The 22,213-nt window shown below is 52.2% G+C and carries 21 protein-coding genes; 9 read left to right on the top strand and 12 right to left on the bottom strand.

Annotation, left to right across the window (positions count from 1 at the left end):
• Positions 1 to 9: 9 nt before the first annotated feature.
• The 3 genes from CRN96_RS12640 (at position 10) to CRN96_RS12630 (ending at position 2,942) form a co-directional block, all read left to right on the top strand.
• Positions 10 to 912 carry a fumarylacetoacetate hydrolase family protein gene (locus CRN96_RS12640; RefSeq protein WP_097042783.1) on the top strand — a complete coding sequence of 301 codons (903 nt, stop codon included), beginning with the start codon at positions 10 to 12 and terminating at the stop codon, positions 910 to 912.
• Between the two features lie 91 nt (positions 913 to 1,003).
• On the top strand, positions 1,004 to 1,375 hold the full coding sequence (locus tag CRN96_RS12635; protein ID WP_179647227.1) for a DUF1516 family protein: 372 nt from the start codon (positions 1,004 to 1,006) through the stop codon (positions 1,373 to 1,375).
• 157 nt (positions 1,376 to 1,532) lie between these two features.
• A complete protein-coding gene (locus CRN96_RS12630; RefSeq protein WP_245844709.1) occupies positions 1,533 to 2,942 on the top strand; it encodes an alpha-amylase family glycosyl hydrolase in 1,410 nt (469 codons plus the stop codon).
• Between the two features lie 35 nt (positions 2,943 to 2,977).
• Here the strand turns inward: CRN96_RS12630 and CRN96_RS12625 are convergent, their stop codons facing one another.
• From CRN96_RS12625 to CRN96_RS12610, 4 genes are read right to left on the bottom strand one after another with little or no spacing between them, the layout of a single operon-like run.
• Complete coding sequence (locus CRN96_RS12625) at positions 2,978 to 3,340, bottom strand: hypothetical protein (protein ID WP_143544321.1); 363 nt, start codon at positions 3,338 to 3,340, stop codon at positions 2,978 to 2,980.
• 22 nt (positions 3,341 to 3,362) lie between these two features.
• Positions 3,363 to 4,709, bottom strand: a complete 1,347-nt coding sequence (locus CRN96_RS12620) for a CoA-disulfide reductase (RefSeq protein WP_097042775.1) — start codon at positions 4,707 to 4,709, stop codon at positions 3,363 to 3,365.
• Positions 4,710 to 4,712: 3 nt separating this feature from the next.
• Positions 4,713 to 5,555 (bottom strand): DegV family protein, encoded by an 843-nt coding sequence (locus tag CRN96_RS12615; protein WP_097042773.1) that lies wholly within the window; start codon positions 5,553 to 5,555, stop codon positions 4,713 to 4,715.
• A 20-nt stretch (positions 5,556 to 5,575) separates the two neighbouring features.
• Positions 5,576 to 6,388 (bottom strand): Cof-type HAD-IIB family hydrolase, encoded by an 813-nt coding sequence (locus CRN96_RS12610; protein ID WP_097042770.1) that lies wholly within the window; start codon positions 6,386 to 6,388, stop codon positions 5,576 to 5,578.
• Positions 6,389 to 6,497: 109 nt separating this feature from the next.
• Between CRN96_RS12610 and CRN96_RS12605 the strand changes: the two genes are divergently transcribed.
• Positions 6,498 to 6,806 carry a metal-sulfur cluster assembly factor gene (locus CRN96_RS12605; protein WP_097042768.1) on the top strand — a complete coding sequence of 103 codons (309 nt, stop codon included), beginning with the start codon at positions 6,498 to 6,500 and terminating at the stop codon, positions 6,804 to 6,806.
• A gap of 230 nt (positions 6,807 to 7,036) precedes the next feature.
• Here CRN96_RS12605 and pcp read toward each other — a convergent pair whose 3' ends face one another.
• Both pcp and CRN96_RS12595 read right to left on the bottom strand, forming a co-directional pair.
• Positions 7,037 to 7,678 carry a pyroglutamyl-peptidase I gene (pcp, locus tag CRN96_RS12600; RefSeq protein WP_097042765.1) on the bottom strand — a complete coding sequence of 214 codons (642 nt, stop codon included), beginning with the start codon at positions 7,676 to 7,678 and terminating at the stop codon, positions 7,037 to 7,039.
• Between the two features lie 14 nt (positions 7,679 to 7,692).
• Complete coding sequence (locus CRN96_RS12595; protein WP_097042763.1) at positions 7,693 to 8,517, bottom strand: undecaprenyl-diphosphate phosphatase; 825 nt, start codon at positions 8,515 to 8,517, stop codon at positions 7,693 to 7,695.
• Positions 8,518 to 8,662: 145 nt separating this feature from the next.
• Here CRN96_RS12595 and clpB point away from each other — a divergent pair, with 145 nt between their 5' ends.
• On the top strand, positions 8,663 to 11,254 hold the full coding sequence (clpB, locus tag CRN96_RS12590) for an ATP-dependent chaperone ClpB (RefSeq protein ID WP_097042761.1): 2,592 nt from the start codon (positions 8,663 to 8,665) through the stop codon (positions 11,252 to 11,254).
• Between the two features lie 241 nt (positions 11,255 to 11,495).
• Here the strand turns inward: clpB and CRN96_RS12585 are convergent, their stop codons facing one another.
• From CRN96_RS12585 to CRN96_RS12560, 6 genes are all read right to left on the bottom strand, one after another.
• Positions 11,496 to 12,491, bottom strand: coding sequence for an NAD(P)/FAD-dependent oxidoreductase (locus CRN96_RS12585; protein ID WP_097042758.1), 996 nt, complete (start codon positions 12,489 to 12,491; stop codon positions 11,496 to 11,498).
• A gap of 159 nt (positions 12,492 to 12,650) precedes the next feature.
• Positions 12,651 to 14,312, bottom strand: coding sequence for a glycerol-3-phosphate dehydrogenase/oxidase (locus CRN96_RS12580; RefSeq protein WP_097042756.1), 1,662 nt, complete (start codon positions 14,310 to 14,312; stop codon positions 12,651 to 12,653).
• Positions 14,313 to 14,358: 46 nt separating this feature from the next.
• Complete coding sequence (gene glpK, locus CRN96_RS12575; protein WP_097042754.1) at positions 14,359 to 15,870, bottom strand: glycerol kinase GlpK; 1,512 nt, start codon at positions 15,868 to 15,870, stop codon at positions 14,359 to 14,361.
• A 22-nt stretch (positions 15,871 to 15,892) separates the two neighbouring features.
• Positions 15,893 to 16,711 carry an MIP/aquaporin family protein gene (locus CRN96_RS12570; protein ID WP_097042751.1) on the bottom strand — a complete coding sequence of 273 codons (819 nt, stop codon included), beginning with the start codon at positions 16,709 to 16,711 and terminating at the stop codon, positions 15,893 to 15,895.
• Between the two features lie 144 nt (positions 16,712 to 16,855).
• A complete protein-coding gene (locus CRN96_RS12565; protein ID WP_097042749.1) occupies positions 16,856 to 17,392 on the bottom strand; it encodes a glycerol-3-phosphate responsive antiterminator in 537 nt (178 codons plus the stop codon).
• Between the two features lie 71 nt (positions 17,393 to 17,463).
• Positions 17,464 to 17,649, bottom strand: coding sequence for a DUF2929 family protein (locus tag CRN96_RS12560; RefSeq protein ID WP_097042747.1), 186 nt, complete (start codon positions 17,647 to 17,649; stop codon positions 17,464 to 17,466).
• A 470-nt stretch (positions 17,650 to 18,119) separates the two neighbouring features.
• Between CRN96_RS12560 and CRN96_RS12555 the strand changes: the two genes are divergently transcribed.
• The 4 genes from CRN96_RS12555 (at position 18,120) to CRN96_RS12540 (ending at position 22,201) form a co-directional block, all read left to right on the top strand.
• The gene (locus CRN96_RS12555; RefSeq protein ID WP_097042745.1) at positions 18,120 to 19,169 is read left to right on the top strand and encodes an ABC transporter ATP-binding protein; all 1,050 of its coding nucleotides are present in this window, start codon (positions 18,120 to 18,122) and stop codon (positions 19,167 to 19,169) included.
• Positions 19,166 to 20,101, top strand: coding sequence for an ATP-binding cassette domain-containing protein (locus CRN96_RS12550; RefSeq protein ID WP_097042742.1), 936 nt, complete (start codon positions 19,166 to 19,168; stop codon positions 20,099 to 20,101). The genes CRN96_RS12555 and CRN96_RS12550 overlap by 4 nt, the downstream gene beginning before the upstream one ends.
• A gap of 6 nt (positions 20,102 to 20,107) precedes the next feature.
• Positions 20,108 to 21,070 (top strand): ABC transporter permease, encoded by a 963-nt coding sequence (locus CRN96_RS12545; RefSeq protein WP_097042740.1) that lies wholly within the window; start codon positions 20,108 to 20,110, stop codon positions 21,068 to 21,070.
• Positions 21,071 to 21,289: 219 nt separating this feature from the next.
• On the top strand, positions 21,290 to 22,201 hold the full coding sequence (locus CRN96_RS12540) for an ABC transporter permease (RefSeq protein WP_245844716.1): 912 nt from the start codon (positions 21,290 to 21,292) through the stop codon (positions 22,199 to 22,201).
• Positions 22,202 to 22,213: the final 12 nt, after the last annotated feature.

Raw genomic sequence — 22,213 nt, 5'->3', positions numbered from 1 at the left:
GAGAATTCCATGAAATTTTTGACTTTTGAATATCAGGGCAGCACTTATTATGGGGTAAAAGTGAAACGTGAGGAAAGTGCATGGATCTTGCCGAAATTGTTTGCAGATTTTGGGGAAGATGAGAACTATCCGAAAACTTTGCTCGAGGGGATCTCGACTTATCATACACTCGATTTTCAGGAAATCGTCAGAAAGCTGGTTGAAAAAGCAAGGGAATCGTCAGATCCGGACCAATACAAAGCACCTTTCAGTGATATAAAGTTCCTCGCACCGGTCACGCCGCCGAATAATGTCATCGCACTCGGCCGCAACTATAAGGCACATGCTGAAGAGATGAAGAGCAAGGTGGAGAGCCTCTACGTCTTCACAAAGGCCGCTTCAAGCCTGGAAGGTGACGAGGCGGTGATCCCGAACCACCAGGACATCACGAATGAGCTGGACTATGAAGGTGAGCTCGCCGTGGTCATCGGTAAAGAGGCATGGAAGATAGACAGCAGCATGGCGCTCGATTATATATACGGCTACACAATCTTAAACGACATCACCGCACGTGAGCTGCAGAGGGAGCATGCACAGGCGTTCCTTGCCAAAAACCTGAAAGGTTCGGCACCGATGGGACCCTTCATCGTGACGAAGGATGAGCTTCCGAACCCGGAATCGACTTCCATCGTGACGAAAGTGAACGGTGAGATCAGACAGGACGGCTCGACGAGCGACATGGTGCTGAAGCTGGATGAACTCATCGCGGAAATTTCAAAGTACATCACACTGCAGCCGGGCGACGTGATCGCAACAGGTACGCCGAGCGGCGTCGGGGCAGGCATGAATCCGCCGCAGTTCCTCAAGCCGGGTGATGAAATCCGGGTTTCGATCAATGGAATCGGCACATTAACGACATATATTGAAAAATAGACCCTTAAAATCTTGTCTTGATCAGTGTTATAATTGATGCGTATGATTTTAGACTGAACAGGAAAGGAAAGAACGGATGATACACTTACATTTGACCACCATTATCCTGGCAGTGATCCTGTATGTCATCGCCCTTGTACTTTATTTGAGGGACAGCCCGAATAATGCAGGGAAGATGACGCATATGATCCTCAGGGCGGACTACATCTTTCTGATATTCAGCGGATTGCTCGTCTACATTCAAAATATGGAAGGCATCAGCGCATCCGGCGGCCATATGATGTACGGCCTTAAAGTATTGTTCGGCCTTGCAGCTGTGGCACTGATGGAAATCAGCCTCGTCAGGGCGAACAGGAGCGCACCGGCCGCAAAAGGCCTGACGATTGCAGCGGTTGTCATCGTCGTCATCACTGTCGGCCTCGGCATCTATTTGCCGCTTGGACCTTTAAGCTCAATGTTTTAATTTGCAATCCATACTGCAGATCATCTGAGATCTGCAGTTTTTTTATCGAATTTATGAACTTTTGGCAAAAACCGACCGAACGATTCACGAATCTAGTATACTGGTGAAGATATGAAACTAAAGGCAGGCATAGATAATGAAAATATTTAAAACAGTGATGTCAGTGCTGATTCTCGGCATGGCACTTTATACACCTTCTACATATATATCAGCGAATACGACAGTGAATGATACGGACCGGATCTACAGCATTGTGGTGGACCGCTTCCTGAATGCGGACACTTCAACCGATGAATCAGTGCCGGAGGATGAGAACCCCGAGCTTCGTTTCGGCGGGGACTTCACCGGGATCGAACAGAACCTCGAATATATCCGGGACATGGGCTTTACAGCCATCCACTTATCACCGGTGTTCGCGTTTGCACCGGATGACTACCTCGGCTACGATGTCGAAAGCTATGAGGAAATCGATGCGGGCCTCGGCGGGGCTGAAGGACTGGAGAGCCTTGTCGAAGCGGCACATGATATGGGACTTGAGGTCATCGTCGATGTACCTGCGGTATCTATCGACGGTGCCGGCGCGGCGGACGAATTGAACGTGAACAGCATATACGGCGATTACATCGATGATAAAGATCTCGCGATGCTGGACTTGACGGATGCGGACGTCCAGAGTGAATATCAGGAAGCCATCAGTAATTTCGTGGATGAGTTCAATATAGACGGGCTGTCCATGATGATCGCACAGGACGGCGTCGATGCAGGCGAAGTGCTGCCCGGCGGCGTGAAGACATATGGTTTCGCCACGACGGAAGGTTTGTCGGCGGAAGGATTCGACCATATCGCAGATGAAACGATGCGGCAGACGCTTGCGGAAGCCTATGCCACGGTGAACCGTGAAATACCTGAAATCCCGGAATCGGAGCATATGCTGCTCGCGGACCACTGGTTCAGCGAACGGTTCACATCCCATGCCGTGGAGGAGAACATGTTCCCCGGCACACGCGTCAAGCAGCTTGTGACCTACTTGTACAGCCATGCCGGACCGATCAGCATGCTGTACGGGACGGAAGTCGCGCTGAACGGTGAGACGATACCGGACATCCATCCGCAGATGGACCTCTGGACCGACCAGGAAGTGGTCGAGTACATTGAACACATCAGCAACGTCTACAACGACCATAAAAATGCATTCACCGGCGATCTTGAAACGCTGCATCAGAGCGACGGGCATTACATCACCCGCTATCATACGAACGACGTGGACTTTATTTTGAATGTCAACGATACTAGCGAGACGAACGGCGTGAACCTGAACCTCGATGACGTGGATGAAGGCAAAGTGCTGAGCGGCATGCTGATCGGCGATATGATCCGCGCCACGGCACCCGGCGAATACATCGCCGTGCTCGACCGTGAAGAGACCGAACTCTACGCAATTGTGGAGGAGAGCGGCTTCAACAACGGCTATGTCATTGCGAGCGTCATCATCTTCGGCGGATTTGCACTCTTCATCTTCCTTGCAGGACGGAAAAACAAAAAATACAGAGAGAGTCAGAACAAATAAATGACTGAACCCCGGGGATCCGGGGTTCTTTCTGTTTAGGAGGGGAGAGGGTGCACGCGGAGTCCGATTTGGATGGGAATAAAGGGCGGTGCAAATCGGAAAAGCATGAAGAATCCGATCTGCAGGGGAATAAAGGGCGGATCAAATCGGAAAATCATTTCGAATCCGATTTGCAGGGGAGTAAAAGGCGGATCAAATCGGAAAAGCATGACGAATCCGATTTGCAGGGGAGTAAAAGGCGTCACAAATCGGAAAAGCATGACGAAATCGATTTGCAGGGGAGTAAAAGGCGTCACAAATCGGAAAAGCATGACGAATCCGATTTGCAGGGGAATAAAAGGGACCTCAGATCGGAAAAGTACCCCAGGCACCCGGGCGCACAAAAAACCACGACTCATCCAGAGCCGTGGTCCTTTATTCTCAATATAATCCGCGTTTCTTCATCTCCTCGATCGCTTTATATCCGACCATGTTCAAGTCACTTTTCGGGCTTGAGAACGGCGGGGAATATGCGACTTCGATATTGATGAGGTCCTGTGCTTTTCCGCCGGCCCGGATATGGGCGGCGAGTGTGTCGAGCCGTTTATCGACGCCGCTTTTTGAAATCATCGCAGCCCGTAAGATCGTGCCGTCGTTGCCGACATATATCTTGGTCCGGATCTTCGATGCGCCTTCCATGTAACCTGCCTTGAAATTCTGTTGATTATCGATGACGAAATGCTCGATGTCACGGACGTCTTTCCGTTCGAGCCCGATTGCGCCGATTTCATATTCGAAGAGCCGCATGATGTTCGTGCCGAGCAAGCCTTCAAACTTCACGTCATATCCGCCGTGTATATGATTGGCGATCGTGTAGGCCATGCGGTGTGCGGGCCATGCAAGCTTGATGTTTGCACGTATTTCCGGTGCATGCAGGTAGTTCGTCTCCATGATGTCACCAAGGGCGTAGACATTCTCGATGTTCGTCTGCCCGTATTCATTCACCGGGATGAGGCCGCGGTCGGTGACGTCCACTCCGGAATCCCTTAAAAACTCCGTATTCGGTGTCAGGCCGATGCCCTGGATGATCATCGGGGCCGGAATTTTTTCATTCGTCGTCAGATGGGCATAGCCATCGGCGACGCGGTCGATTTCGGAATTCATCTTCAAAGTGACCCCGTGGTCTTCGAGCGTCTGCTGGAGGACGGCGGCCATCTCCTCTTCGATATGGCCGTAAAGGTAGCCGTTCCTGTGGACGAGTGTGACATCGATATCACGCATCCTCAAGTTCTCCGTCACTTCCATTCCGATGAATCCGGAACCGACGATGACCACTTCCCGTATATCTTCCTCATCGATGTACTTCATGATCTCATCCATATCTTCAAGCGTGTGGAGGACATGGTTTTCCGGGACGCCGGCAAGCGCCGGGACGATCCGCGGCCTGCCGCCCGGGGAGAGGACAAGGTGGTCATATGATTCTTCAAAGATCTCCCCGGACTCCAGATTTTTGACCGTGACGAAGTTTTCGGAAGTGTTCACTTTGATGACTTCATGATAAGTACGGACAGTGACATCCTTTTTGCCGAAGCTTTCGGGAGTGGCCGCAATCAGCTGGCTGCGTTCCGCCACTTCACCACCGATGTGGTAGGGCAGGCCGCAGTTGGCAAAACTGATATCGCGGTCCTTTTCAAAGATGACGATTTCACAGTCCGGATCAAGGCGCCTCAGCTGTGATGCGGCCGTGGCGCCTCCTGCAACACCGCCCACAACAACGACTTTACCCATTTCCTACACCCCTTCGTTGAAATAAAACAACGCCACTGTACCGTTGCCGGTATGGCTTGAAATCGTCGGACCGATCATGCTGATGTTGACTTCTTCAAGCCCGGTCTCGGCAAGCAGCTTCTCTTTCAACTGTTCTGCACTTTCGAGCGCATTCGCATGGACGATATGCGCCCTGCCTTTTACGTTGTCTTCATTCAGGTGATTGACCATGCTGCTGAAGACCTTTTTTATGCCGCGGTGTTTCTCGAGCGGCACCAGTTTCCCGTCTTCCATATGAAGCAGCGGCTTGATGTTCAGGAGCCCGCCGAGGAAGGCGCTCCCTTTGGAGAGCCTGCCGCCTTGCGCAAGATAATCCAGGTCATTTACAGTGAAGAAATGACGGACGTTCCTGACATTCTTTTTGACGTTCTCAATGACATCCTCTTTGGACAACCCGTTCTGTATATCATCGCTTGCCCGCTCGACGATCATGCCAAGCCCGTAGCTCGCCGCTTTCGTATCGATCAGTGTGATGTCCGCCTCGGGATATTCATCCATGATGGTATCCTTTGCGATGACCGCACTCTGGTAAGTGCCGGATAATTCACTTGAAAAGGCGATATATAATATCGATTCTCCCTTTTCCACATAAGGGGTGAACTTCTCCACGAAATTTTCAGGGTTCGCCTGGGAAGTCGTCGGTCTTTTTCCGTCCCTGATCGCCTGCAGCACTTCTTCGCTTGAGATGTCGAGCTGGTCCCTGTAGTTTTCATCATCAATGGTTATCGTCAGAGGCAGCACTTCGATCCCTCTACGTTTTGTTTCCTCAAGTGTCATATCCGAACAGCTGTCGGCAAATAGTTTCATAATGTATCAACCTCCTGTATTTATATCTTCAGGCTGAAATAATCAGCCAGAAATTTTCCGACTCCATCAGCATTATTTGAATCTGTGACATAATCGGCCACATTTTTGATATCATCGATTGCATTGTTCATGGCCACACCATGTTCCACATACTGGAGCATCTCCGTATCATTGTCCTCATCCCCGAAGGCGATGGTGTTTTTACGGTCGATCCCCAGGTAGCCGCGCGCATAATCCACGCCGACCGCCTTGTTGATCCCTTTTTTGATGATTTCAAGGACCGGGTAGGGCGCGCCCCAGCGCCTGTGTTCGATCGCCTCGGCGAACAGGTCGTCGAGTTCCCGCCTGATCGACGGTATCTCTTTTTCCTCCGCCTGTATCAGGATCGTCGTCGGCCCTTCCTCCATCGTCTGGGTCAGCTCACCGACTTTGACGACCGGCTCCCCCATGCTGAACGCGTCAAATAAAACTTCGTCATGATAATGAAGGTAGACAGTGTCCTTTATTTCCGCGATGACGTTTTGTATATTGAGTGCCGGGATCCTCCGTGCGATTTCGATCGCGACTTCAAGGTCCAGTTCCTCATGCACCGTCCTGAAATTGAAGTCATGCGGATGGTGGACGAAAGCCCCGTTGAAATTGACGATCGGGGTGTCCATGCCGAGTTCTGTATAATAAGGCTCGCTCGCACGGTAAGGTCTGCCGGTCGAGATCATCAGCTCGTGCCCTTTATTTTTCAGTGTATTTAAAACTTCTTTTGTATACGGACTGATGTTTTTATCATCCGTAAGTAATGTTCCATCCAAATCCAAACATATCAAATGCTTCTCCATAATTCTGCTCCTCTATAAAAGTTCACAATTCCATGATAGCATTTATATTTAAACCTTGTTAATAATTTGTTATGATATACGTAACTAAAACTCTAAAGGAGTGAGATGAATGGATAAAGAAATGGAAGAAAGCATGATGGGCGCGTTGGAAAACGTGATTGACCCTGAACTCGGCATAGATATCGTCAACCTCGGCCTCGTCTACGGTGTGAACCTTGACGAAGACGGCAACGCAGGTGTTGAAATGACATTGACTTCAATGGGCTGCCCGATGGGACCGCAGATTGTGGACAGCGTGAAGCAGGCACTGGCAGAACTGCCGGAAGTTAAAGACACTGAAGTGAACATCGTCTGGAACCCGCCTTGGGACAAAGATAAAATGAGCCGCTATGCAAAAATTGCACTCGGCGTCAGCTAAATAATGGATTTCAGAACCGCCCGGAAGGGCGGTTTTTTGTTTTGCGGGGTAATTATTGGCGGGTGGATCGAATCGGGAGGTTCTATCGCTCATTGGGTTGGCTGGTTGAGCGATGGGGCCTTTCTATCGCTCATTGGGTGGGCTGATTAATCGATAGACCGCCCCAATCGGCCAAACGGGAGTTGACACATAAATAAAAAAACAGGCGACATCAGTCGCCTGTTTCAAAGTCAATGCAGCTCACCCATCGGGCGCGCAATATCTTCATCCCCTTCAGAAAGCGCGCGGGTCGCAGCGCCGAGGGCCGTGAGGATATCCTCAAGCGGCATCGACGGCATACCCTCTTTACCATCAACCTGCTCCGGAATAAAAGGCACATGGATGAAGCCGTACTTCAATCCGGGGAATTCTTCCTCAGCCATAAATCCAAGCTGGTAAAGGACATGGTTGCAGACGAATGTGCCGGCGGTGTTCGACAACCGGGCGGGGACTCCCGCCTCCGCAACCGCAGCGGTCATCCGCTTCACCGGCAGATTCGAAAAATATGCAGGCGCGCCGCCGGGCCGTATGGCTTCGTCGATGGGCTGACTCCCGGCATTATCAGGAATCCGGGCATCATCGATGTTGATGCCGATCCGTTCAATGCAGATTTCACTGCGTCCGCCTGCCTGGCCGACCGCGATCACGCAGTCGAACGCGCCTTTCCTCAACAAACTGCGCATGACTTCAGCAGACCGGTGGAAAATCGTCGGTATTTCGGCTTTCTTTATTTCCATGCCTTCAATTTCATCCGGCAGCCGCTTCACGGCTTCAAGTGCCGGGTTGAGGGCTTCCCCGCCGAACGGTTCAAAACCGGTGATGAGTATCTTCATAATTATTCACTTCCTTAGGCGATGAACAGCTGATAAAGGATTGAGAGCGACCCGATCGCAAAACAGTAGTACGAGAATATGATCAGGTAGCCGCGTTCCATGACGCCCTGCAGCCATCTCAGCGCGAAATAAGTTGCAATGACCGACGCGGTGAATGCCAATAGATAGCCGATCCACAATGTGTCGATGTTCGGGTCGTTCACGATATCAGGTATGCCGATCAACGCGGTCCCGAGTGAGACGGGTATGTACAACAGGAAGACGAACCTCAGCGCATTCTTCTGGTTCAGCCCGACAGCCATCGCACCGACGAGTGCGGCACCGCTCCGGCTGACGCCCGGCGTGAGCGCGACCACCTGGGCGAGCCCGACGATGATCGAATCCTTGACGGTGAGCTCCCCATCACGCTTCTCGCCGCGTTTATTTTTGATGAACCACAGTGCAAGTCCGGTCACAAGGAGCATCAGCCCGACGAATCCGACTGAAATATTCTCACCGATCACATCCTTCAGGAGGAGCCCCATGATGCCGACGGGAATCGTCGCGATGATCAGGTACATTGTATACTTCGCATCATCGACCGCATCCGCGTCCCTTGCACTCCGGAATAAAAATCGGCTCAAGTTTCCAAGAATGGATAAAATATCATATCTGTAAATGAATAAGACAGCAAGCAGTGAAGCAGTGTTTAAAAATATTTCAAAAGACAATCCCTGTGCTTCAATCCCGAAAATCTCCCGCACGATCACAAGGTGACCGCTGGATGATACCGGAATCGGTTCAGTGAACCCCTGAAGCAGACCTAAAAACAAGTATTTGATGAGTTCCCATATTTCCATTCTCCAAGCCTCCTAAAATCTAAACTATAGTATAAAATAAAAGTCTTCCAAATGCGATAAATAACTTGAAATAAGGGTAAAAAGTAGTATAATTAAACTATGGTCAAAAAAGGTCAAACTCTAAAAATCATGCGAGGTGACGCTAATGGATATCAACAAGATGACCTATCAGGTGCAGTCGATCATCGAACGTGCCCAGAGTATATCAATCGACCTCAAGCTTCAGTCGATAGAGGCCGAAGCGGTGGTTAAGGCGATGCTTTCAATCGACGACAGCATGGCCCGCGATATATTGGAGCGCGTCAATATCGATGTGGATGCACTGATTCGGGAATATGATGAAAAACTTGAAAAATATAATGTGGTGACCGGTGAAAATGTGCAGTACGGGCAGTATATGTCGAACGGCTTCACGGCAATCGTGAACCGCGCGGAGAAGTACATGTCCGAAATGGGGGATAGCTTCATCTCCCAGGAACATATGCTGCTTGCTACGATTGAAAATGAAGCGGTCATGAAAGAAACTGTCGGAAATAAAAAAGATATCGTCAGAGAAGTGATCGATAAAGTCAGAGGAGGGAATAATGTGACAACACAAAATCCTGAAGTGCAGTATGAAGTTTTGGAAAAATACGGCCGCGATCTGGTCGAGGAGGTCAGGCAGGGGAATGTCGACCCCGTCATAGGCCGTGATGAGGAAATCAGGAACGCGGTGCGGATACTCAGCCGTAAAAGGAAGAACAACCCGGTCCTGATCGGGGAGCCGGGTGTTGGAAAGACGGCGATCGTTGAAGGTCTGGCGCAGAGGATCGTCCGGCGTGACGTGCCGGACAGCCTGAAGGATAAGACTTTATTCGAACTGGATCTGTCCGCACTCGTCGCAGGTGCAAAATACCGCGGTGAGTTCGAAGAGCGCTTGAAGGCTGTGCTTAAGGAAGTGAAGGAATCGGAAGGGCAGATCATCCTCTTCATCGATGAGATCCATATGCTCGTCGGCGCCGGCAAGACTGAAGGCGCCATGGACGCGGGCAACATGCTGAAGCCGATGCTTGCACGCGGCGAGCTGCACTGCATCGGTGCGACGACGCTGAATGAATACCGCGAGTATATCGAGAAAGACTCCGCACTCGAGCGCCGCTTCCAGAAGGTGCAGGTGCCTGAGCCGGATGTCGAGGATACGATCTCAATACTGCGCGGACTGAAGGAGCGCTACGAAGTGCATCACGGGGTCCGGATCACCGACCGTGCACTCGTTGCCGCTGCGGAATTGTCCGACCGCTACATCACGGACAGGTTCCTGCCGGATAAGGCAATCGACCTGATGGACCAGGCGAGTGCGACGATCCGCACTGAGATGGGGTCGAACCCGACTGAACTGGACCAGATCAACCGCCGCGTCATGCAGCTCGAAATCGAGGAGCAGGCATTGAAGAATGAAGAGGATTCCGTGTCGCGCCAGCGCCTTGACGAACTGCAGAAGGAGCTTGCGGAAGCGCGGGAGGCTCAGGGCAGCCTGGCCCAGCGCGTCGAAAAGGAAAAAGAGCAGATCAACCGTGTGAACGAAAAACGTGCCGAAGTGGACAAGGCACGGCAGGAGCTTGAAGAAGCGGAAAACAACTATGAACTTGAACGTGCAGCCGAACTCAGGCACGGCCGCCTGCCGCAGCTTGAAAAGGAGCTTGCCGAGTATGAGGAGAACCTCCAGGAGGCGAGTGCCGGTGAAAACCGCATCATCCGTGAAGTGGTGACCGAGGATGAAATCGGCTATATTGTCAGCCAGTGGACCGGCATACCGGTGAGCAAGCTGGTCGAGACGGAGAAGGATAAACTGCTGAAACTCTCGGATATCCTGCATGAGCGGGTGGTCGGCCAGGATGAGGCCGTCGACTTGGTTGCCGATGCAGTCATCCGTGCACGGGCAGGCATCAAGGACCCTGACCGTCCGATCGGGAGCTTTTTATTCCTTGGACCGACGGGTGTCGGCAAGACGGAGCTTGCGAAGACGCTTGCCGCAACGATGTTCGACTCCGAGAAGCACATGATCCGCATTGATATGAGTGAATATATGGAGAAGCATGCGGTGTCGCGACTGATCGGTGCGCCGCCTGGATACGTCGGCCACGAAGAAGGCGGACAGCTGACTGAAGCAATCCGCCGCCAGCCGTATTCTGTCATCCTGCTGGATGAAGTGGAGAAGGCGCACAGCGATGTGTTCAACATCCTGCTGCAGCTGCTGGATGAAGGGCGCCTCACGGATTCGAAGGGCCGCTCGGTCGATTTCAGGAATACGATCATCATCATGACCTCGAACATCGGCTCCGGTCATCTGCTGGACGCGGTTGAAAATGAAGGCGAACTGACGGAGGAAGTCAAAAATACAGTGATGGGCGAAGTGCATATGCATTTCAAGCCTGAAATCATCAACCGTATGGATGATATCGTGATGTTCAGCCCGCTGTCACGGGACAATATGACGATGATCGTCGATAAGCTCGTCTTTGAGCTGAACCGCAGGCTCGAAGCACAGCATATGAGCGTGGAAGTGACGGAGGCCGCCAAAAAATGGATCGCCGATGAATCGTACGAGCCGCAGTTCGGTGCAAGGCCGCTCAAACGTTTCATACAGCGGCATATTGAAACGCCGCTCGCACGTAAAATGATTGAAAGCGACCTCGTCGAAGGCCAGAACTTCAAAGTCGACTTCAAAGACGGCGAACTCAAATTCGAAACGGTTTAAAATGAAATGAAGAAGAGGCTGGGACTGATGTCCCAGCCTCTTTCTGTTGTCCCGCGTCTGAGTAATGTCTTGAGAGTGTGCAGATGGCAATAAAAATCCTCCCAACTAAACGTTTTGGGGCCCCTGCCGTTTAGATAACTGTAGAATTCACGCCAACTAAACGTTTTGGGATCCCCGCCCCCTGAAAACGACAGAAAGGAAGCCCCATACAAGGCTTCCTTTCATTTTCATCTTCCAATTTTTAAGGGAACATCGCCGTGCTGTGGCGCGGCTGCACCCGGGCTTCCGGATCCATGTAGACTTTGGCATTGTTGACTGCCGTCGGCCCTTCGCCGAAGCCTGTGACGATCAGGTCGACTTTCCCGTCGTATGTGCAAATGTCGCCTGCGGCGTAAACTCCAGGGATATTCGTCTCCTGTTTTGTATTCACGACAATGGAGTTCTTTTCGATTTCAAGCCCCCAGTCGGCAATCGCGCCGAGGGAGGATACGAAGCCGTAGTTGCAGATGACGGCATCGACATCCAGCACTTCCTGCTCCCCGGACTTCGCCCCTTCAATGACGACCTGACTGATTGCCTCACCGTCCCCGATGAGCGATTCCGGGACGAATGACGTCTTCATGGCAACATCCGATTGTTTCAGCATCTCCACACTGTGTTCATGTGCACGGAACTTGTCCCGGCGGTGGATGATCGTCACTTCCTCTGCAATATCTTCAAGCATGAGCGCCCAGTCCACGGCGGAATCCCCGCCGCCGAACAGGGCGACCCGCTTTCCGGCGAACGCATTAATATCATCTATGAAATAATGGAGGTTTTTCCCTTCATATTCTTCTGCATTTTCAAGTTTCAGACGGCGCGGCTGGAATGCACCGTTACCGGCAGTGATGATGATGGTTTTGGAATGATGGATTTCGGAATCGGTGACGATGCGGAAAGTCCCGTCCTCCTGCTTTTCCAGCTGTTCGACCGACTGGCCGAGCACGACGGTCGGATCGAACATGTCCATCTGGTCGGTCAGGTTATCTATGAGTTCCTGCGCCCGGATCTTCGGGAAACCCGCGACGTCGTAAATATATTTCTCGGGGTAAAGTGCGGTCAGCTGGCCGCCGAGCTCCGGCAGGCTGTCCATGATCTTAACTTTCGCCTGGCGCATCCCGCCGTAGAAGGCCGTGAACAGTCCGGTCGGCCCGCCGCCGATGATGGTGATGTCATACATTTCTTCTGTATCGTTCATTATCTCCACTCCTGTTAAAGATTATCATCAAAATAAAAGGTATCCCCTTCATCATAATCAAATATAGGTGGTCCTGTCATCCATCGCGCGCCGGATAACCACAAGTCCCCGCATGAAAAAACCCCGCTGGAAGGCAGGGTGTAAAGAGGATATGAAGTTTTATTTCACTAAATATCCAATTGCATTCCGGAGGGCGAGGTCAAGTTCCTCCTCCATTTCACGCTTCACGCCGTCACTCCAGCCGAGTGTGTCCTGCATGAGTGAAAGGACGCCGTCTTTGTGTTTTTCGACTTCACGGACGTTGAAATAAAGCTCCCCCGTGCGGCGGACGAAGTAGTCGGTCGGTTTTGCGACCATTTCATTCTGTATGCTGTAGATGACTTTAGCGTATTCGACGGGAGGGAGGCCGTACGGGTTCTCATCCGTCACGACGCTCGCGAGCTTATAGATCTCTTCTGCATTGCTGCCGTACGTCCGGGCGATTTCCCGGCCTTCCTCGTAGCTCAGGCCGAATGCACCGGCTTTGGCTGCAGTGGTTTCCACAAACGCCTCGAAGTTGTCGCTGCCGCCGACGTCACCGCCTGAAATCACCTGGTTTTCCGTATCGCTCGGCTTGAATTTCAAGCCGTATTCCTTCTTCAATTCATCTGCGACCAGATCGACGATCTCTTCAGCCATATGGCGGTACCCCGTCAGCTTTCCGCCTGCGATGTTGATCAGCTTGCTGTCGGAGACCCATATCTCATCTTTCCGGGAGAGCTCCGATGGTCCTTTGCCGGGCGCCTGTATGAGCGGCCGGATCCCTGCCCAGCTGGATTCTATATCCTCATCCTTAAGGTCGAGCCCGGGGAACATATAATTGACGTTGGCGAGGAGGTAATCCCGATCCTCCTGTGTCGCAATCGGTTTTGCGATGTTTTCGTCATAGAACGTGTCGGTCGTGCCGACATACGTCTTACCGTTCCGCGGTATGGCAAACATCATGCGTCCGTCGTTTTCCGTATCGAAATAAACGGCCTGGCGGAGCGGAAAGTCTTCCCCATCGAAGACGATATGGACACCTTTGGAGAGGACGATGTTCTTCTTGATCTCCTTCGATGCCGGATCATTCTCACGCACTTCATCCACCCATGGCCCCGTCGCATTGACGACACGGCGGCCGAGTATCTGGTATTCTCTGTCATCCAGCAGGTCATGTGCACGTATGCCGACGACCTGGCCCTTATCATAGACGAAGCCGGTGGCCTTCATATAGTTGACCGGGTCGGCGCCAAACTCGGCCGCTTTCTTCATGACCTCGATTGTAAGACGTGCATCATCGGTCTTGTACTCGACGTAATATCCGCCGCCGAGCAGTCCGTCGGTTTTGACGAGGGGTTCTTTTTCCCTCACGTCGTCGACGGAGAGCATCTGCCGGCGCTCGCCTTTTTTCACCCTGGCGAGGAAATCGTATGCTTTCAGGCCGATGCTCGTCATCATCTCACCGTATGTGCCGCCTTTATGGAACGGCAGCAGCATCCATTCCGGTGTGGTCACATGCGGACCGTTTTCGTAGACGATTGCGCGCTCGACCCCCGTGGCCCTGACGACACCGATCTGCATCTGTTTCAAATAACGCAGTCCGCCGTGCACAAGCTTCGTGCTCCGGCTGGAAGTGCCTGCAGCAAAATCCTGCATTTCCACCAAAGCGACTTTCATGCCGCGTTTTGCCGCATCCAGTGCGACTCCGGCGCCGGTGATCCCGCCGCCGACGACAACGAGGTCATAATCGACTTTCTCCATATGTTCCAGCTGATCTTTTCTCGTTAACGTATTCAACATTACTACTCCTCCTAAATGATCGGTCTATCTCTCTGAATCAAACCATCTATCCTTCATCGGCGGCATGCTTCGGCTTGAAGGCCTGTGTCGCCTTGACCGCAGCCTGCCAGCCGCCGTATAATTCATCGACTTTTTCTTTCTCCATTGCGGGCTCGAATACGGAATCCGTCTCGCTGACCTGCTCGATCTCATCGACCGAAGACCAGAAACCTGTGGCGAGGCCTGCAAGATAAGCGGAACCGAGTGCCGTCGTTTCCAGGATTTCCGGCCGTTCCACCCGTGTGCCGAGCAGATCCGACTGGAACTGCATCAGGAAATCATTCGCCGCGGCACCGCCGTCGACTCTGAGCAGGTCGAGGCTTGTGTCTGCATCTTTCTGCATGGCGTCAAGCACGTCCTTCGTCTGATAGGCGAGCGACTCGAGTGTCGCCCGGATGAAATGTTCTTTTTCAGTGCCGCGCGACAGGCCGAATATCGCACCGCGTGCCTCTGAATCCCAGTACGGTGCGCCGAGCCCCGTGAATGCAGGGACGACATAGACGCCGCCGGAATCATAGACGCGCGTGGCATATTCCTCCGTCTGGGCGGAATCGCTGAACATCCTGAGTCCGTCCCGCAGCCATTGGATGGCACTGCCGGCGACGAAGATCGAGCCTTCAAGCGCGTAGTGGACTTCACCGTCGATGCCGTAGGCGATCGTGGTCAGCAGCCCGTTTTCACTCTTCTTCGCCTCGGTTCCGGTGTTCATCAGAATGAAACAGCCCGTGCCGTACGTGTTTTTGGTCTCGCCTTTGCTGTGGCACAGCTGGCCGAACAGGGCCGCCTGCTGGTCGCCGGCGATGCCTGCGATCGGTATATTATAGCCGAAGAAATGCGCCTTCGTCGTCTCGCCGTATATCTCACTCGACGACTTCACTTCAGGCAGCATGGATTCCGGCACGGTCAAGTGCTCCAAAAGTTCCGGATCCCATTTCAAATCGTGTATGTTGTACATCAATGTACGGCTTGCATTCGTATAATCCGTGACATGGACGCCCTCAGTGAAGCGCCAGATCAGCCATGAATCGATCGTGCCGAACAGCAGGTCGCCGCTCTCGGCCTTTTCCCGTGCACCTTCCACATTATCGAGGATCCATTTCACTTTGGTGCCCGAGAAATAAGGGTCGAGCAGAAGTCCGGTGCGCTCCTTGAACAGCGGTTCAAGATCCCGGGCTTTCATCTCGTCGCAAATATCCATCGTCTGGCGCGACTGCCAGACGATGGCATTATGGACCGGCCGGCCGGTGTTCTTATCCCAGACGACGGTCGTTTCACGCTGGTTCGTAATGCCGATGGCTTCCACCTGTTCCGGCTTTATGTCATTCTCCGTCAGGACGCCGGCCACGCAGGCGAGCACCGAACTCCATATTTCATTGGCATTATGCTCCACCCAGCCCGACTGGGGGAAGTACTGCTTGAACTCACGCTGATGCGTCGCCACGATTTCAGATTTTTTATTGAAAAGGATCGCTCTTGAACTTGTGGTACCCTGGTCTATGGACATGATATATTTTTCCATTTTCAAATCCCCTTTGTAATTATTACATTAATTTTGATGTCTCTTCCTTCAAAACCGACTTATTTAAGAATACCCCCAATGCCAATACTGCAATCACGAAGACGATGGCGATGAACAGGTATATGTCCGTCGCGTTCAGGAACACTGAATTGTACACCGCGGCCCCGAGTGCACCGCCGGAAAGCGGACCGAGTATGGGTACGGGTGCATACTTGAAGTTCGAGGGGCCCTTGCCCGGTATCGGCATCAGGAAATGCGCAAGCCTCGGGCCGAAATCACGTGCCGGATTGATCGCATACCCGGTCGTGCCGCCGAGCGACAGTCCGATTGCCGTGACGAGGAAACCGACGATCAACGGATTCAGACCGTCTGTGAAATCATTCGCCCCGATGAATAAAAGCCCGAGTATCAGGATGAACGTGCCGATCATCTCACTGGCGAAGTTTGCGACGTAGTTCGGATAGACAGGGCCGGTCGCGTAGACGCCGAGCTTGGTGCCTTCGTCCTCTTCAGCCTTGAAATGCGGCATGAAATGCAGCCATACGAGGAACGCCCCGAGCATCGCACCAAGGACCTGCGCGATGATGAAAGGCACGACATCGACCCACGGGAACTCACCTGCGAATGCAAATCCAAGTGTGACTGCGGGATTGATGTGTGCGCCGGAAAACTGGCCGACGGCATAGATCCCGAACGTCACCGCAAATCCCCATCCAAATGCGATGACGACCCATCCCGCCCCTTTGGCGAGCGACCCCTTCAAATTGACGTTCGCGACGACACCTGTCCCGAACAGTATCAGTATTGCGGTGCCGACAAACTCTGCAACGTAAACATTCATTACTTTTCCTCCTTTGTTTTTGCCAACAGCTACTAAAAAAGCCCGCACTTATAGTAGGAACACTATAAATGCGGGCTCTGCTTCTCCGTAACTATTAACTTGTTTAAAATATAACCTCGCTGCCGTAAAATGTCAAATACGAGCTTATCTGAACCAGAGATCCGTCTTAGAGGTCGTCACGAATTTCGCGCCGGCCTGGATGGCATGCTCCACTTCCTGGACGGTTTCTATCAGTCCGCCTGCGATCACATCGACATTTTGTACATTGCTGAAGAAATGGATCATCTTCGGCACGGTTCCGGGGAGGACTTCTATCAGATCCGGCTCCGTCTGTCTGATCAGCTCGATGCTTTTTTCAACCGAAGCGGAATCGATCAGGAATACGCGCAGTATCGTCTTCATCTTAAGCGATTTCGCCTTGCTGACCATCTTCCCCCGGGTAGTGATGATGCCGTACGGCTTGAAGTTCTGCTGGATGAATTCGAGCGCCTCGGTGCTGACGGAAAGCCCCCTGATCAGGTCCAGGTGGATGTATACTTTGAAGCCGTGGTCATGCATCGTCTTCATATGGCTTTCAAGATGGCCGATATGGATATCGAGCAGTGCGAGTTCCTTGTAGGGACTGTCGACAAGTTTTTCGAAATCCTTCAGTGAACGTACTGCCGGCAGGATGTTTGTCATTTTCAACCTCTGTTTAATTTATTTTTAAATAAAATCCCCTGCCGAAGAAGGCAGGGGATCGTCCGCTGCTGTCATTCAGCAGTCTCGTTGGGGTCTTTCATCATGATATCAAGTATGAAGACAGTCAACGTGATCAGTACGGCAAGCAGTATCCCGCTCATGAAGCTGTACGGGCCGCCGCCGGCAAGACTGTTCAATATGAAGTTGACCATTTGCGTCAGCATGAGTGCCCAGACGAATGTAACGATATATTTCATGGAAGTGACAACTCCTAAACATATTTAGCTAGTTTATATCATAATATAAAACCGCCGAAAAGTATACATGCCGTAATGTAAAAACTTCAGATAAATATTTATTTCACAATATCTTTGTGAAACGCTGGGATATAAGCATATTTTTGCAACCGTTTTCAATAGTGGGGCTTCCGCCTCCAATAAGAGATTGAAAATAAATATACGGTGGTGTATATTGGAGTCGGATGTATATACAAACAGCGTTGGCGGGCGGCGTTGAAAATATGTATTCAAACCACTATGCTATACATAACCGGCTGATTTTAGAATAATCCGCCAATTCCAAAATCACATAGTTTCAATGACATTGTGAAATGCGGGATGAAGGGTGCATTCAAATATGAAATCCTGTAAAATCATACGGGAATAATTATTTGAATATTCTGTTTTATGAATGCCTAAACCAAGTAATGTTGAAAGAGGGATGAGGAATGTCTGAATATCTTTTGGAAGCGAACAATTTAACGACTTCATTCAAAATAGACGGGGAATATTATCCGGCCGTTGATGATGTCAGCATAAGGATCAGGGAAAATGAAGTGCTCGCGCTTGTCGGGGAATCCGGGTCAGGCAAAAGCGCGACAGCCTTTTCTCTTATGGGGCTGCATCGCCACGCCCGGGTGAGCGGGGAAGTTTTATTCCAGGGGAAGGATATACTGAAAAACAACGAGCGTCAGATGAATAGGATACGCGGCGGGGATATTGCGATGATTTTCCAGGACCCGATGACCGCACTGAACCCGTTGATGAAGATCAAGCATCAGATCCAGGAGACGCTGAAGATCCACGGCACGGTCAGGAAAAGCGGGCGCGAGCTGTATACGATCGAATTGTTGGAAAAAGTGGGCATCCCGCGCCCGGAGAGGGTGGCTGAAAACTATCCGCATGAACTCTCAGGAGGAATGCGCCAGCGTGTGGTGATCGCCATAGCCATAGCCAACCGGCCGAAGCTCCTCATCGCGGATGAGCCGACGACGGCACTCGATGTGACGATCCAGGCGCAGATACTGGATTTGATCCGGGAACTGCAGGACGACCTCGGCTCCGGTGTCTTACTCATCACCCACGACCTTGGCGTCGTCGCTGAGATGGCGGACAGGGTTGCGGTGATGTATGCCGGGCAGATCGTGGAAGTTGCACCGGTGAGGGAACTCTTCAAGAACCCGAAACATCCGTATACACGCTCGCTGTTGAACTCGCTGCCGTCTGAAGAGCAGCTCGGCAGCAAGCTGCATGTGATCCAGGGCGTCGTCCCGGCCCTGAACAAGATGGACCGCGAAGGCTGCAGATTCGCACCGAGGATCCCGTGGATCCCGGAAGAGGCGCATGAACATCAGCCGAAGCTCCGCGAAGTCGAACCGGGGCACCTTGTGAGATGCACATGCTATCAGGATTTCTATCTTGATACTTCAATGGGGCACGGGGAGATGGAGAAGCGGGTTGAAGCACTTCAGATGGAAGAAGGGGGCGTCGGACGATGAGCGCAAATCTGTTGGAAATCAATGATTTGAAAGTGCATTTCCCGATCAAGGGCGGCTTCTTCAACACGGTGAAAGATCATGTGAGGGCCGTCGACGGGGTGAGCATCGCAATACCCAGAGGCACGACTTACGGGCTGGTCGGGGAATCCGGGTCCGGCAAGACGACGACGGGCAAGGCGGTGATGGGCCTGAATGAAATCACTGAAGGGGATATTTATTTCCAGGGGGAGAAATTGAGCGGCAAGGGGAAGAAGATCGGAGTCCACAGGGATATACAGATGATATTCCAGGATCCGTACTCTTCATTGAATGTGCGGAAACGGGTATTCGACATCGTCGCCGAGCCTTTGAAGAATTATGAGAAATTGTCGAAGAGTGATTTGATTGAAGAAGTGCTGAAGCTGCTGGACAGGGTGGGCCTGCCGCCGGGCTCGCTGTATAAATTCCCGCATGAGTTCTCGGGCGGTCAGCGGCAGAGGATCGGGGTCGCACGTGCGATTGCGCTGAATCCGAAGCTGATCATCGCCGATGAGCCCGTCTCGGCACTCGACGTCTCCGTTCAGGCGCAGGTCCTGAACTTCATGCAGGAAATCCAGCAGGACATGGATTTGACGATGCTCTTCATTGCGCATGATCTCGGGGTTGTGCGGCACATGTGCCAGCATATCGGCATCATGTACCAGGGGCGCCTGGTGGAGGAGGGCACTGCCGAAGAGATATTCAACAACCCCCAGCATATCTACACCAAGCGTCTGATCGCCGCGATTCCCGATACGAATGTGGACAAGGTGGAGCGGAACATGCAGCTCCGCAGGCAGATCAAAGAGGAGTACGACCAGCATTTCGCCGAATATCTGGATGAAGACGGCCGTGTTTTCCCGCTTAGGGCAATTTCCGAAACGCATAAAGCTGCGTTGCCGGTGAAAGGTTGATGAGCCATGATTAAATTTACTTTGAGAAGATTACTGATCACTTTTCCACAGCTCGTCCTGTTGAGTATCCTTGTCTTTTTCCTGGGCTCGCTGATGCCGGGCGATGCATTGTCCGGACTGATTGACCCGTCGATTCCTGCAGAGGCCATCCAGGCGCGTCGGGAAGCACTCGGACTTGATAACCCATGGTACATACAATACAGGGACTGGGTCGTGGCGATGTTCCAGGGAGATTTCGGCAATTCGATCTTCCACCAGCGTCCGGTGCTCGATGTCATCGGCGACCGTCTGATGAACACGGTCTGGCTGTCACTTTTCTCGGTGATCATCATCTATCTGATCGGGATTCCTTTGGGCCTCATTTCCGGCCGCTACAAAGACTCCCTTTTGGATTCCGTGATCACAGGCTACACATATTTGGGATTCGCGACGCCCACGTTCGTCTTCGGCCTCGTGCTGCTGTGGATCTTCGGCTACCATTTCGGGGTCTTCCCGACGAACGGGAGTGTCGGAGCGGGGCTTGAACCCGGCTCCATCGATTATATACTCAGCAAAATAAACCACCTGATACTGCCGAGCTTCTCGATCGCCCTGATCGGCCTCGTCGGCACCGTGCAGTATCTCAGGAGCGGCGTCATCGAAGCGCAGCAGAAGGACTATGTCATGCTCGCCCGCGCCAAAGGTGTGAAATCGGCCGCATTGTACTTGAAGCACATTTTCAGGAATGCGATCATCCCGATTGCTGCATTCTTCGGGTATGAACTCGTCGGACTGCTCGGCGGCTCGATCTTCATCGAGTGGGTCTACGCATATCCGGGCATGGGCGCGCTGTTCCTCGAGTCGATATCGACGCGTGACTTCAGTGTCGCAAACGTATTGATCTTATTTTACGGATTTTTGACAATCCTCGGTGCATTGCTGTCTGACATCATTCTGAGCATCGTCGATCCAAGGATCAGGATTAAGTAGGGAGGGGGATGTAAAATGAGTCGGAAAGATGAAGATTTGAATAAAGAAGAACACGAAGCTCAGACTGAAGCATCTCGCGAAAAGGAGGCCCAAAGGCACCGTGCGGCCAGTGCCGAACAGAGCACGAGCCGCGATTCGGGCAGCGCCGATCCTTACGGAAACAGACGGGATGACAGGATCTACGGCGGAACGGAAATGTCGACGCATATGAAATCCGATATGCCGCCGGGCGCAGGTGATCACGGCGGCCTGGATTACAAGACGCTGCCGAAGAGTACACCCGGATGGAAAGTGATCGTCCAGGAGATGATAGCGGATAAGCTCGCTCTATTTTCACTGATACTGTTCACCGCGATCACGGCTTATGTATTCGGCCTGACGATGTTCCTCGACCAGGCACAGATTGTATTCGTCGACCTGTTTGCGATCAACCAGCCGCCGAATGAGGAATTCAGGCTGGGGACGGACTACGGCGGCCGTGACATATTCGGCCAGCTGATCATTGGCACCCGGAACTCGCTCGCCATAGGGTTCCTTGTGACGCTCATGAGCGTCGGATTCGGCATCGTCTACGGCCTCGTTTCAGGATACTTCGGCGGCCAGTTCGACAACGCACTGATGCGTGTCGTCGATTTCTTCCTTGTACTGCCGTTCCTGATGATCGTCATCGTTTTCGTAACAATCGTACCGTCCTATGACATCTGGACATTCAGTGCGATCATGGCGGCATTCCTGTGGATGGGTACGGCAAGGCTGATCCGTTCATTGGCACTGCAGGAAAAAGAACTGGATTACATCAATGCATCGAAGACGCTCGGAAGTTCACCTGCCAAAATCATCTTCAGCCAGCTCATGCCGAACCTGGTGGGGATCATCATAGTGAACGCCACGCTGTCACTTGCGGCGAACATCGGAATCGAATCGGGTCTCTCGTTCCTCGGTTTCGGCTTCCCGGAAGATTATCCATCGCTCGGCACACTGCTCGCTTATGCCACACAGACGCAGACATTGCAGAACAGATGGTGGATCTGGCTGCCTGCGGCATTGATGATTTTATTGCTGATGCTGTGCGTCCGTAACATCGGTGAAGCACTGAGACGCGCAGGGGATGCAAGACAGAGGCAGGCCTGATCAATTGGGCAC

This window comes from Salinicoccus kekensis, from assembly GCF_900220995.1.
Taxonomy (GTDB): domain Bacteria; phylum Bacillota; class Bacilli; order Staphylococcales; family Salinicoccaceae; genus Lacicoccus; species Lacicoccus kekensis.
Note: the sequence above shows the minus strand (reverse complement) of the source record. Positions and strands in the feature narration are given on the sequence as shown.

Excerpts from the sequence above, each read along its gene's own strand:
- CRN96_RS12550 (WP_097042742.1), top strand. The coding sequence starts at position 19,166 with ATGAGCGCAAATCTGTTGGAAATCAATGATTTGAAAGTGCATTTCCCG.
- CRN96_RS12625 (WP_143544321.1), bottom strand. The coding sequence starts at position 3,340 with ATGAGTCGTGGTTTTTTGTGCGCCCGGGTGCCTGGGGTACTTTTCCGA.
- CRN96_RS12560 (WP_097042747.1), bottom strand. The coding sequence starts at position 17,649 with ATGAAATATATCGTTACATTCGTCTGGGCACTCATGCTGACGCAAATG.
- CRN96_RS12540 (WP_245844716.1), top strand. The coding sequence starts at position 21,290 with ATGCCGCCGGGCGCAGGTGATCACGGCGGCCTGGATTACAAGACGCTG.
- CRN96_RS12615 (WP_097042773.1), bottom strand. The coding sequence starts at position 5,555 with ATGAAACTATTTGCCGACAGCTGTTCGGATATGACACTTGAGGAAACA.
- CRN96_RS12640 (WP_097042783.1), top strand. The coding sequence starts at position 10 with ATGAAATTTTTGACTTTTGAATATCAGGGCAGCACTTATTATGGGGTA.
- CRN96_RS12585 (WP_097042758.1), bottom strand. The coding sequence starts at position 12,491 with ATGAACGATACAGAAGAAATGTATGACATCACCATCATCGGCGGCGGG.
- CRN96_RS12555 (WP_097042745.1), top strand. The coding sequence starts at position 18,120 with ATGTCTGAATATCTTTTGGAAGCGAACAATTTAACGACTTCATTCAAA.
- CRN96_RS12565 (WP_097042749.1), bottom strand. The coding sequence starts at position 17,392 with ATGACAAACATCCTGCCGGCAGTACGTTCACTGAAGGATTTCGAAAAA.
- CRN96_RS12595 (WP_097042763.1), bottom strand. The coding sequence starts at position 8,517 with ATGGAAATATGGGAACTCATCAAATACTTGTTTTTAGGTCTGCTTCAG.
- pcp (WP_097042765.1), bottom strand. The coding sequence starts at position 7,678 with ATGAAGATACTCATCACCGGTTTTGAACCGTTCGGCGGGGAAGCCCTC.
- CRN96_RS12605 (WP_097042768.1), top strand. The coding sequence starts at position 6,498 with ATGGATAAAGAAATGGAAGAAAGCATGATGGGCGCGTTGGAAAACGTG.
- CRN96_RS12610 (WP_097042770.1), bottom strand. The coding sequence starts at position 6,388 with ATGGAGAAGCATTTGATATGTTTGGATTTGGATGGAACATTACTTACG.
- glpK (WP_097042754.1), bottom strand. The coding sequence starts at position 15,870 with ATGGAAAAATATATCATGTCCATAGACCAGGGTACCACAAGTTCAAGA.
- CRN96_RS12580 (WP_097042756.1), bottom strand. The coding sequence starts at position 14,312 with ATGTTGAATACGTTAACGAGAAAAGATCAGCTGGAACATATGGAGAAA.
- clpB (WP_097042761.1), top strand. The coding sequence starts at position 8,663 with ATGGATATCAACAAGATGACCTATCAGGTGCAGTCGATCATCGAACGT.
- CRN96_RS12620 (WP_097042775.1), bottom strand. The coding sequence starts at position 4,709 with ATGGGTAAAGTCGTTGTTGTGGGCGGTGTTGCAGGAGGCGCCACGGCC.
- CRN96_RS12545 (WP_097042740.1), top strand. The coding sequence starts at position 20,108 with ATGATTAAATTTACTTTGAGAAGATTACTGATCACTTTTCCACAGCTC.
- CRN96_RS12570 (WP_097042751.1), bottom strand. The coding sequence starts at position 16,711 with ATGAATGTTTACGTTGCAGAGTTTGTCGGCACCGCAATACTGATACTG.
- CRN96_RS12630 (WP_245844709.1), top strand. The coding sequence starts at position 1,533 with ATGTCAGTGCTGATTCTCGGCATGGCACTTTATACACCTTCTACATAT.